The organism is Kitasatospora sp. NPDC057936, from assembly GCF_042887525.1.
Taxonomy (GTDB): Bacteria; Actinomycetota; Actinomycetes; order Streptomycetales; family Streptomycetaceae; genus Kitasatospora.
Window position 1 is genome coordinate 10328 of the sequence record NZ_JBHVPD010000140.1, and the last position, 11225, is coordinate 21552.

General features: G+C 77.4%; 9 protein-coding genes. 4 read left to right on the forward strand and 5 right to left on the reverse strand.

The genetic code is table 11. From position 1 onward, the window contains the following. Positions 1–132 precede the first annotated feature (132 nt). From ACFVU9_RS42265 to ACFVU9_RS42280, 4 genes are all read right to left on the reverse strand, one after another. The gene (locus ACFVU9_RS42265; protein WP_387602836.1) at positions 133–1422 is read right to left on the reverse strand and encodes a PrsW family intramembrane metalloprotease; all 1290 of its coding nucleotides are present in this window, start codon (positions 1420–1422) and stop codon (positions 133–135) included. 114 nt (positions 1423–1536) lie between these two features. Beyond that, entirely contained in the window at positions 1537–2367 is an 831-nt protein-coding gene (gene trmB, locus ACFVU9_RS42270) for a tRNA (guanosine(46)-N7)-methyltransferase TrmB (protein ID WP_380436901.1), read from the reverse strand. 125 nt (positions 2368–2492) lie between these two features. Further along, entirely contained in the window at positions 2493–3728 is a 1236-nt protein-coding gene (gene lhgO / locus ACFVU9_RS42275) for an L-2-hydroxyglutarate oxidase (protein WP_387602839.1), read from the reverse strand. 141 nt (positions 3729–3869) lie between these two features. Beyond that, entirely contained in the window at positions 3870–5297 is a 1428-nt protein-coding gene (locus ACFVU9_RS42280) for an MFS transporter (protein WP_380436905.1), read from the reverse strand. 799 nt (positions 5298–6096) lie between these two features. Between ACFVU9_RS42280 and ACFVU9_RS42285 the strand changes: the two genes are divergently transcribed. The 3 genes from ACFVU9_RS42285 (at position 6097) to ACFVU9_RS42295 (ending at position 10340) form a co-directional block, all read left to right on the forward strand. After that, positions 6097–8289, forward strand: coding sequence for an asparagine synthase-related protein (locus tag ACFVU9_RS42285; RefSeq protein WP_387602842.1), 2193 nt, complete (start codon positions 6097–6099; stop codon positions 8287–8289). Between the two features lie 748 nt (positions 8290–9037). Beyond that, on the forward strand, positions 9038–9559 hold the full coding sequence (locus ACFVU9_RS42290) for a universal stress protein (RefSeq protein ID WP_380436909.1): 522 nt from the start codon (positions 9038–9040) through the stop codon (positions 9557–9559). A gap of 76 nt (positions 9560–9635) precedes the next feature. Continuing rightward, positions 9636–10340 (forward strand): DsbA family oxidoreductase, encoded by a 705-nt coding sequence (locus ACFVU9_RS42295; protein ID WP_380436911.1) that lies wholly within the window; start codon positions 9636–9638, stop codon positions 10338–10340. 44 nt (positions 10341–10384) lie between these two features. On the opposite strand, the gene ACFVU9_RS42300 is transcribed toward ACFVU9_RS42295, so the two are convergent. Further along, the gene (locus tag ACFVU9_RS42300) at positions 10385–10963 is read right to left on the reverse strand and encodes an NPCBM/NEW2 domain-containing protein (protein WP_387602847.1); all 579 of its coding nucleotides are present in this window, start codon (positions 10961–10963) and stop codon (positions 10385–10387) included. A 10-nt stretch (positions 10964–10973) separates the two neighbouring features. On the opposite strand from ACFVU9_RS42300, the gene ACFVU9_RS42305 reads away from it, so the two are divergent. Continuing rightward, on the forward strand, positions 10974–11225 hold a 252-nt coding region (locus tag ACFVU9_RS42305), incomplete at its 3' end, for a hypothetical protein (protein WP_387602849.1).

Genomic DNA, 11225 nt, shown 5'->3' on the forward strand with positions numbered 1-11225 from the left:
GTTATGAGCCCAGCGAGCTACCGAGCTGCTCCACCCCGCGTCGGTGAACCCAACAGTACGGGGAAGTCGCCCGAATGGGAAATCGGTTCTCCGGCGGCACCCGCGGGACCGCGTCACCCCGGCCCCGCCGCGTCACCCCGGCCCCGCCGCGCGCCCGCGGCGCCGGGCCGCGTGCCGCACGCTGCGCGACCTCGCCCACGCCGCGAAGCCGACCAGCGCACCGAAGCAGGGCACCATCAGCACCGCGTACACCAGCAGGAACCCGTGCGTGCCCAGGTCCGCGGCGGCGTTCCAGATGCCGTGCAGGGCCATCGCCAGCAGCAGCCCGACCGGCGCGGCGATCCGGGCCAGCCAGCGGCGGCGGGTGGTGAGCGCGACCGCCACGCCGAGGCCGGTCAGCGCGGTGAACAGCGGGTGGGCGAACGGGGAGAGCAGGCCGCGCAGGACGAAGGTCTGCACGGTGCTGTCGAAGTCGCGCAGGCTCGGCGGCTCGCCGAGGCCGATGCTGTCCAGCCGCTGCTGCTGGTCGCTGGAGAAGGCCCGGCCGAGGTAGAGGGCGTTCTCGGTGAACGCGAACCCGCACGCGGCCATCCCGCCGAGCACCACCCCGGCGGCCAGCGTGCGCGGCCGGGAGCGCGTCGTCCGGCCGGGCCCGGCCGAGCCGGTGGACGGCGGGGCGGGCCGCAGGTAGGGCAGGGGGCGCAGATAGGGGCGCAGCCCGAGCCGCTCGCGGGCGTGCGGCCCGGCGGCCCGGCGCGCGTACGGGCGTGGGCTCCGGGGGCTCGGCAGGCGGCGCAGCAGCGGCGCGCAGGGGCGCCCGTCCCGGCGGCCGTGGCAGCGCGGGCGCAGGCCGATCGGCAGCAGGAGGACGAGCAGGGCGGTGCCCTTGGCGGTCTCCTCGATGACCGGGGTGACGATGCCGGCGCCCAGCAGCTCGCCGAGCGGGCCCTGGTGGCCGGTGAGGTGGCTGCTGGTCCAGTTGTTGGCGAGGATCGCGACGGTGGTCGCCGCGCAGGCGCCCCAGCCGAGGCAGAACACGGTGTGCCGCAGCGGCACGCGGGCGGTCAGGTTGAGCCAGGCGAGGCCGCCGAGCACGAACGGCAGCGGCACCATCGCGAGCCCGAGGCCGACCAGCAGCCCGGTCGTGCCGGTCTGCCGCCGGACCAGCTGCAGGATCAGCACCCCGCACGCGCCCAGCGTGAGCACGGCGGTCGCGGTGACGGAGGAGAGCGCGAGCGAACGGCCGCGCCCGGCGCGCGGGAGGGCGGCCGGGCCGGTGCCCGGCCAGGGCAGGAACCGGTGGACCCGGCGCTTCCGCGGCCCCGGGATCGTCCGGGTGCCGCCGGTGCGCGGAGCCGTCTGCGGTGCGTCGGCGGCGGCCCGGACGGTGGACCGGAACCCGCCGCCCGACGGGCTGCTCACGCGGCTCAGGGTAGGCCACGGCACGGGCCCGGAGGGAGGACTCGGGACGAATCGTCCGGCGCGCGCCGGGCCCGTCGGCGGCCGGGGCCGGGCCGTTCGAACGGCCCGGACGGCTCAGCGGCGGCGGAACAGCAGGTCGTGGACCACGTGCCCCTTGGCGATGCCGGCCCGCTCGAACTTGGTGACGGGCCGCCAGTCGGGGCGCGGCGCGTACCCGGGAAGGCTGCCGTCCGGGTGGTCGGCGGGCTCCAGCCAGCCGGTGCCGTCGCCCTCGGGGTGCAGGTTCTCCAGCTCCGGCGACGCCGACAGCACGTCGAGCATCTGCTCGGCGTACGGCTCCCAGTCGGTGGCGCAGTGCACCAGGGCGCCCGGGGCGAGGCGGGGCAGGACGAGGTCGAGGAAGGAGGACTGGACCAGCCGGCGCTTGTGGTGCTTGGGCTTGGGCCACGGGTCGGCGAAGTAGACCCGCAGGCCGGCCAGCGAGGCGTCCGGCAGCATGTCGCGCAGCAGGATGACGGCGTCCCCGGCGGCGAGCCGGACGTTCCGGGAGCCGTCGCGCTCCAGCAGCCCGAGCAGGTTGCCGTGGCCGGGGGTGTGGACGTCGGCGGCGAGGATGCCCTTCGCCGGGTCGGCGGCGGCCATCGCGGCGGTGGTCTCGCCCATGCCGAAGCCGATCTCCAGCGTCACCGGGAGCTCGCCGAACAGCTCGCGCAGGTCGAGCGGGGTGCCGTCGATGGGGATGCCGTACGTCTCCCAGCCGCGGTCCAGGGCGCCCGCCTGGGCGTTGGTCATCCGCCCCCGGCGCGGCTGGAAGCTGCGGATGCGCCGCTCGCGGTGCTGGGCCTCGGTCGCCTTGTGCGGGTACATCGGCGCGGGGTAGCCGGCCGGCGCGGCGGACAGGCGGGCGGACGGCGATTGCTGGGGGATGGGGGCGGTGGCAGTCACAATCACCCGAGTCTACGGGGCCGCGCGGGGCGGCCGGAGGGGCGTGTGACGCGGCTCATCCGCCCCTCCGCGCGCCGCCCGTCCGCCCTTCCCCGGGCCGCTGGTCCGCATCGCCCCCGTACGGCTCACTCCTCCGCCTCCAGCGCGGCCAGCGCCCGGCGGGCCACCTCCCGGCCGATCGGCAGCGAGGCGGTCGCGGCGGGGGAGGGGGCGTTGAGGACGTGCACCAGGCGGCGCGGGGAGCGCGGGTCGGCCGGGTCGAAGCCGGCGAACGCGAAGTCGTCCAGCAGTGAGCCGTCCCGGGCGACGGCCTGCGCGCGCACCCCGGCGGTGGTCGGCACCAAATCGTCGGCGGTCACCGCGGGCAGCAGCCGCTGGACGGCGGTGGTGAACGCCCGCTTGGACAGCGAGCGGTGCAGCTCGCCGACCTCGTACCGCCAGTGCCGCCGCAGGATCCGCCAGGTGCCGGGGAAGGCCAGCGTGCCGGCCAGGTCGCGCGGGCGGACCGTCCGCCAGTCGTACCCTTCGCGGGCCAGCGCGGGCACGGCGTTCGGGCCGACGTGGACGGCCCCGTGGACGCCCCGGGTCAGGTGCACGCCGAGGAAGGGGAACGCCGGGTCGGGCACCGGGTAGACCAGGCCGCGCACCAATTCGCGGCGTTCCTTGACGAGTTCGTAGTACTCGCCGCGGAACGGCACGATCCGCAGGCCCGGGTCGTCGCCGGCCAGCCGGGCGATCCGGTCGCTGTGCAGCCCGGCGCAGTTCACCAGCACCCGGCAGCGCAGCTCGCCGGTGGAGGTCTGCACCGTCACCCCGTCCGCCCGCCGGTCCACCGCCCGCAGCTCGCAGCCCGGCCGCAGTACGGCGCCCGCCTCCCGGGCCAGCCGGGCGTAGGCCGTGGCGACGGCCGGGAAGTCGCAGATGCCGGTGGTGGCGACGTGCAGGCCGGCCAGGCCGGTGACCTCCGGCTCGTGGCGGGCGATCCCGGCCCGGTCCAGCTCGGTGACCGGGATGCCGTTCGCCCGCCCGCGCTCGGCCAGCGCCGCCAGCCGCGGCAGTTCGTCGGCGCGGGTGGCGACGACGAGCTTGCCGGTCACCTCGTGCGGGACCCCGTGCTCGCGGCAGAAGTCGACCATCTCGGCGGCGCCCGCGACGGCGAACCGCGCCTTGTACGAGCCGGGCCGGTAGTAGAGGCCGCTGTGGATCACCCCGCTGTTGCGCCCGGTCTGGTGGGCGGCGAAGCCGGGCTCCTTCTCCAGCACCGCGATCCGCAGCTCCGGCCGGGCCGCCGTCAGCGCGTACGCCGTCCCGAGTCCGACGATCCCGCCGCCCACCACCAGCACGTCGAAGTCGTACGTCACTGCCGCTCCTCGCAGTCCGCCCGGCCGGCCCCCGCCCGTTGCCGGGCCCGGGGCCGAGTTCGCCGCCGATGCTGCCACGGCGGGCGGGAGCGGTCGAGGGTGCGTGAACCGGTGGACGGCCTCCCGGCGCGCGCGAGGCGGTCACGCCGGGGCGACGATCACCGCCCGGGCGCGCTCGGCCAGTTCGCGGACCCGTCGCTCGCCCTGGAAGGGCTCAAGGCGGCGCAGCATCTCGACCACGTACTCCCGGCTGCGCTGCGAGGAGATCCGGCCGGCCACCTCGACGGCGCGCTCGCCGGCGGCGACCGCGGCGTCCAGGTTGCCCGCCTCGGCCTCGGCCATCGCCGAGACGACGAGCCGTAGTCCGTGCGAGCGGACGAAGCCCTCGGTGGGCTTGGCCAGCGCCTCGCGGGTGAACTGCCGCACCTTGGCGGGCACCCCGAGGTCCCGGAAGCACTCGGCGGCGTCGGCGGCGAGGCGGTCGTAGGCGTAGAAGTCGATCCAGGAGGGATCCGGGTCACCGGCGCGCGCTCGTTCGAGTGCGCTCTCCGCCGCGCCGAGCGCCGTCGCGCACGCCGCCGCATTGCGGGCCTTGGCCTGGGCCCGTGCCTCCACCAGGTGGAAGAAGCTCATCGTCCGGGCGGTGGCGAGGCCCCGGTTGCGCTCCAGGGCGGCCTGTGCGAGGTCCACCGCCTCCTCGGCGAAGCCGCGGTAGCCCGCCTGGAGGCTCATCGAGGCGAGCACGTAGCCGCCGAGCGGCACGTCGGCGGCGGCCCGGGCCAGGCGCAGGGCCTGGATGTAGTAGCGCTGGGCGGCCTCGTGCTGCCCGGTGTCGAAGGCCATCCACCCGGCCAGCCTGGTGAGTTCGGCCGTCGCGCCGAACAGCGCCCGGCCGACCGCGTCGCTGTACGAGGCGAGCAGCAGCGGTGCCGCCTCCACCCGCAGGCACTCCGGCACCATGGACGAACGCCAGTCCCCGCCGCCGTACTTGGAGTCCCAGCGGCGCGCCTCCTGGGCGGCCTCGCGGAGCTTGGCGGCGTCCGAGTGGCCGACCCGGAAGGGCGCCGACTCGCTCGCGGCGCGCGGCACCTCGCGGGCCACCGAGCCGTCCGCGGGGTTGATCAGCCAGCGGGAGACGGGCGTCGCGTAGGCGGCGACCGAGAAGGTGCCCGCCAGGCTGTCGCTCCAGCGCCCGCCGCCGGGCCCGCGGCGCAGGTCGAGGTCGACCCGCCACAGGTCGGTGGCCGAGCGGACCGCCTCGGAGACCTCCCGGGGGAAGGCCAGGCCGAGTTCGGGTGCCGGGTCGGTGTCGCCGAGCCCGATCTCCTCCAGCGGGACGGGCCGGCCGAGCTTGCCGCCGATGGCGGTGGCGATCAGGTGCGGGACGGGCCCCTGCGGGACCATGCCCTTGCCCACCCAACGGGCCACCGAGGTCTTGTCGTAGCGCAGCGTCAGCCCGCGCTGGGCGCCGAGGTCGTTGACCCGGCGGGCCAGCCCCGCGTTGCTGATCTGGGCGAGGGACAGGAGCGTGCCGAGCCGTTCGTTCGGTCCTCGTGGGCTGACGGTCATGGTGGCGGCGGCACCTCCTGCGGCCTTGTGCGCGGGGCCCGGGCGGCACCGGGCCGTAGCTGCTGTACCTAGAGTAGTCGGACGCGTTCCGACGGTTAAGAGGCCTCATTCCGGATGGCGGGATCGCGCACCCGGCGCCCCCGCGCGGTGAGTTCGCGGGACCGGGCCGGGACCGCCGGGAACGGACCGGGGTCGCCGCGCGCCGGAGCGTCGTGCTCCGGTCCCGTGTTCACGTGCGCCCGGCCGTGCCCCCTGGCCCGACCGGCGGCGCGGCGATTCGCTGGTGGTCGTGGGTCGGCCCGCCGTCGAGGACCCGGCGGGCCGGGGGATGCCGCCGCCTCAATCCCCGCGGGTGGCGGCGAAGTCCGGGAGGGCATGCGGATGCCCTCCCGGGCTCGACGACGCCTTTCGGCCATCTCGCGATGCCCATGTCAAAGGCGTCCTCGCGGGCGGTCCGGGCCATGGAGGGGGAGGCCCGGCCCGCCCGGCGGAGAACGACGCCCACCGCCCACCGAACGGATCCGGCCGCATGTCGGTGCCGGCCGGACCACCGCGCCGGGGAGAGCGGCCGCCGTCGCTTCGGACCCGCACGTTCCGCGTGCCCGGGCTCCGAACTCCCGCGGCGCGCAACCGGAACCGACAACACCGGTCACCGCGGCGCCAACCGGTGGCACGATGTCTCCTGACGGCGCGCCGGAACGGACCGGGCAGCCGCCGCGGCGCACGCGACGAGCCGGCCCGGGGCTGCCCGCCGGCGGACGTGCCGCACGGCGGCAGGTCCTCGTCCGGTGGAGGCGCGATGCGGTGGCTGACGGGCTGGAGCACGGGCGCGCCCCGTGCGGGCGCACCGGCGTACGAAGCGCTCGCAACGGTCGCGCCGATCGCCGCGCACGCCCTCTGGACCGGCGCCAACCCGCTCTGGGCGGTGGGCGACTGGCGTCCCGAGGAGATCCGCCTCGTCACCCTGCGGCCCGGCGCCCGCGCCGCCGTCACCGGCGGGTTCGCCGCCCCCGACCCCGTCGAGGACACCCCCGCCACCACCCGGCTCGCCGTGCTCGGCCACTGCGGCGCCACCGACGCCGAACTCGCCGCCGGCCTCGCGGCCGCCCGCGGCGGCGCCGTCCGCCACCTCACCGCCTGGCCCGGCAGCTACACCGTCGTGCTGCGCACCGGCACCCGCTCCACCCTGCTGCTCACCGACCTGGCCGGCGCCCAGCAGGTCTTCCACACCCCCTGGTGCGGCGGCACCGCGTACGCCACCGCGGCCCTCCCGCTCGCCGACCTGGTCGGCGCGCCCCTCGACACCGGCCACCTCGCCGCCCGGCTCGCCTGCCCCGAGTCGCCCGAGGCCCTCGGCACCGGCACCCCCTACCTCGGCGTCCAGCGGGTGCCGCCCGGCCACGTGCTCGCCGTCCGCGGCGGCCGGCCCTACCTCGACCCCTACGACGAGCCCGGCGGCAGCGCCGACCAGCCGCGCGGGGAGGCCCCCGCGGTGCGCGAACTCACGCGCGCCCTGCTGGAATCCGTCCGCTCCCGGGTCCGCACCACCACGCCCGCCCCGCCCGGCGGCGGCCGCCCCCGGCTCGGCGTCGACCTCTCGTACGGCACGGCGTCCGCGACCGTCGCCCTGCTCGCCGCCGCGGTGCCGCTGCCGCCCGCGCCCCAGCCGGCCTCGCCTCCGGGCGGCGAGCAGGAGCCCGGCGCGGCGACGGCAGGCGGCGTGCGGACGGGCGGTGTGCGGACGGGCGCACGGACAGGAGGTGCGCGGACGGGCGCGGTCAAGGGCTCCTGGGCCCGTACGGCCGCCCAGGAGCCCGCCGCCCCCGAACAGCTCGCCGCCGTCACGCTCGGCGAGACCGAACCCCCGGCCACTCTCGCGCTCGCCCCCGACACGCCCCGGCTGCGGCACACCGTGCTCGACCCTGGCCCCGACGCCCTCCCCTACGCGAGCCTGCGCACCGACCCGCAGTCCGGGCGGCTCACCGACGAACCCGGCCCCGAACTCGTCGCCGCCGCCCGCGCCGAGGCCCGCTTCGACGCCGGCGGCACCGACCACCTCACCGGCTACGGCGCCCGCCAGGTCCTCGACGGGCACCCGGCCCGGCTCGCCGACCTCATCCGGGCCGGCCGGCCCCGCGAACTCCTGCCGCCCGTCGCGGCGTTGGCGGGTGTCGACCGCGCCGCGGCCGGCGTCCTCACGGGTGCGCTGCGCACCCCGCTCACCGTCGTCCGGGCCGCCCACCGGCTCTCCCGGATCCGCTACGCGGAGGCCCTGGACGACGCCGCGGCGAAGCTGACGGCCCGGCACGTCCCCGACGGCGGCGGCACGGCGGGTCACCGCTCGGCCGGCGACCTCGCCTGGTGCGTCCCGGGCCCGGCCGCCCGCTGGCTCTCCGACGACGCGCTCTCCGCGGTCGCCCTGCGGCTCCGCCTGGCGGCGCGCAGACCGGCGCCCGAGGAACACCCGGGCGCGCGGCGGGCCCGGCACGCCCTCCACCGGCAGGCGCACTCCTTCCGCACGCTCGTCCACGCGGCCGAACAGCCGGGCCAGCGCCTCCACGCCCCCTTCCTGGACAACCAGGTGGTCCGCGCCGCCCGCCTCCTCCCCGACGACGTCCGCCTCCAGCCCGGGGCCCGGCACGCCCTCCTGCACGCCGTCCTCACCGGCGCCGGCCGCACCGACCTCCCGCCCGACTGGGGCCGCGGCCCCCGCCCCGACCGCACCGCCCCCGCCCGCGCGGGCCTGCGCCTCGCCGCGGACGGCCTGGCCGAGCTCTTCGACGCCCCCCTCCTCGCCGAAGCCGGCCTCATCGACCTCCCCGCCGTCCGCGCCGGCCTCGCCGACCCCGCCACCCTCCGCTCGCCGCACGCCCTCGCGGGCCTCGCCGACCTGGTCTCCACTGAACTCTGGCTCCGCCGCGTCCGCGCCCGCCGCCACGGCGCCTGCTGGACCGGCCTCCCCCAGCCCACGCATCCCGCCCTCACCTCCTGAACCCCGCCCGCCGTCGCCCCACCCCTACGCACCCAGGCGCATCCCAAGCGCCCCACGCCCCCACCGGCCCCCAACCCGCCCAGGCGCACCACGATCACCACGCGCTCCTTAGCCCGCCACCACCCGCCCCGCTGGGGCGCAGCACCTCGCCATCACCCGCCCCGATCGCCCGCGGCCCTCGTCCGACCCAGGCGCACCACGATCACCACGCACCCCGCCTCTTTGGCCGACTCGCCACCAGCCGCATCCGGCCACCGGCAAGCCGGCGACCCCCGACCACCCCTTGCGGGCCGCTCACCTCTCCGCCCGGCTCGGCAGGAGCCCGCGCCTCCCGCCATCTCCCGACCCGACCTGCCCCGCCGCCCGGCTCGGCAGGAGCTCTCGTCTCGGCTGCCTCCCCGCCCGCCTCTCTGCCCAGTTCGGCAGGAGCCCGAGCCCGGCCACACTCCGCCGCCCGGCTCGGAGAGCGTCCGCCCCAGCGCCCACTCGGCCGCGTCCCCGCCCGCCCCGTCGCGCGGCTCCCAGGGGCGTCCCCCATCTCCCCACCCCCGCCGCGCGGCTCGGAGAGCTTCAACCCCAGCGCCCACTCGGCTGCCTCCCCGCTCGCCTTCCCGCTCGCCTCTCCGCCCGGCTCGGCAGGAGCCCTCGCTCCCATCTCCCCACCCCCGCCGCGCGGCTCGGTGGCCCCCCGTGCGGGGCGGGTGATGATGGCGGGGTTGCCGTTGGGCGCGGGTGTGAGGAGGCGGTCGTGGTCGGGGTGAGCCAGGAGGAGCCGGTGCCGGTGGTGCTGTCGGTGCTCGGGCGGCCGCCGACGGGGCGACCGCCCGGGGTGCTGGCGGCGTGCGACGGGTCGGACGGTTCGTTGTGGGCGCTGGACCGGGCGATGACGGAGGCGGAGCTGTTCGGTCTGCCGCTGTACGTCCTCGCGGTGGTGAACCCGGCGCCGGCCGGTTACCCGCCCGGGATGGCGGAGCTGGTGCAGGAGAGCGTCGAGACGCTGGTGGAGAGCATGGCGGACGGTCTGCGCCGGTCCGTCGCCGCCGTGCAGCAGCAGCGTTCGCGCCCGTACGCGGGGGAGTTGTCGTTGCACGTGGTGCTGGGGAACGTGATCGAGGTGCTGCTGGAGGCGTCGGCCCGCCAGCACACCCTGGTGCTCGGCACCCGCGGCAACGGCGGTTTCAACCGGCTGCTCCTGGGGTCGGTGAGCACGGCCGCCGTCCACCACGCGGCCTGCCCGGTGCTGGTGGTGCCGGCGCCGTCGCAGGTCTGAGTCGTCGGGAATGTCCCGAGATGGTTCATCGTTCACCTATCTCGTCAGACGCATCCCCACCCCTGGAGCCCCCGTCATGAAGGTCGAGATCTACTCCGACATCGCCTGCCCCTGGTGCTACATCGGCAAGCGCCGCTTCGAGGAGGCGCTGGACGGTTTCGCGGGCAAGGAGGGCGTCGAGGTGGTCTACCGGCCGTACCAGCTGGTCCCGGACGCGCCGGCGACGGCGAGCCCGCACCGGGAGTGGCTGGCCGAGCGGTACGGCCCGCAGTCCGTCGCGATGGACGCCCGCGTCGCCGAGCTGGGCCGGGCCGAGGGCATCACGTACGACTTCGACGCCGCGCTGCACGCGAACACGTTCCTCGGCCACCGCCTCCTGCACCTCGCGGAGACGGAGTACGGCGCCGCCGCCCAGGGGCGGCTGAAGGAGGCGCTGCTGAAGGCGCACTTCACCGACGGCGTCGACGTCGGCGACCGCGCCGCGCTCACGGACGTCGCGGTGGCCGCGGGTCTGGACCGCGAGCGCGTGGCGGCCTACCTCGCGGGCGACGAGGGCACCGCCGAGGTGCGCGCGCAGCTGGCGGAGGCCCGGGAGCTGGGCATCACCGCCGTCCCGACCTTCGTGTTCGAGGGCAAGTGGGCGGTGCAGGGTGGCCAGGAGGCCGAGACCTTCCGCCAGGTGCTGGAGCAGGTGGCCGCCGAGATCGGCGAGCGCAGGCCGGCTCCCGTCCAGGTCGCCCCGGCCGGGGAGGCCTGCGCGGACGGCGCCTGCGCGATCTGACCGCCACCAGGCGGCCCCCGGAGGCCCGCTTCAGGAGTGCTCGTTCACGAGCACCTGAAGCGGGCCTCCGCCCAGTCGGCCACGTTCAGTGCCGACCAGACCCCGTGCACCGGCGTGACGACCAGCCGGATCGACGTCTGTCCGGCGAGGGGCACGTGCACGGGCACCGCGTCGTCCCCGGCCGCGAGCGCGGGGGAGCGCCACAGGGTGCTGCCGTCGCCGCCCTGCACCGAGAAGACGACGCCGCCGGGCGACACCGTCAGGTCGTCGAGGCCGGCGACGGCGTCGAAGGACGTGCAGGCGCGGTTGAGGTCGATCTGCGTGGTGGCGGGGGCGTGCACGGTGAGGGCGTGCGGGTGGTGGTCACCGCCGATCCAGGCGCCGTCGTGCTGCCAGAACCAGTCCGTGCCCTTCTGCCGGATGGCGGGTCCGGTCGGCGGGACCCGGTTGTTGCCGGGCTTGTGGACGGGCAGCGAGTCGGCCCAGAAGTCGGTGGGCCCGGGCGGCGTCGGCGGCGTGACGGTCGGCGTCGGCACCGGGGGCACGGTCGGCGCGGGCACGGTCGGGGTCGGGACGGGCGGCACCTCGGGCGTGGGCACGACCGGCGTCTCGGGGACCGGCACGGCGGGCGGTGTGACGACCGGACGGGCGTGCGTGGGCGTGGGGGCCGGCGCGCTCGTGGTCGCGGGCGGCGGCGTGGTCTTGCGCGCCGGGCTCGGGACGGACGACGGCGTCGGCGTCGGGGTCGGCTTGGGGGAGGGGGCGGGCGGTGGCACGGGCGCCGGTGCGGCGCTGCTCGGGGCAGGCGCCGGTGCCGCGGGTGCGGGCGGCTCCGGGGCCGGGGCGGCGGGGGACGCGGACGCGGTGGGCGCCGCGACCGGGGGC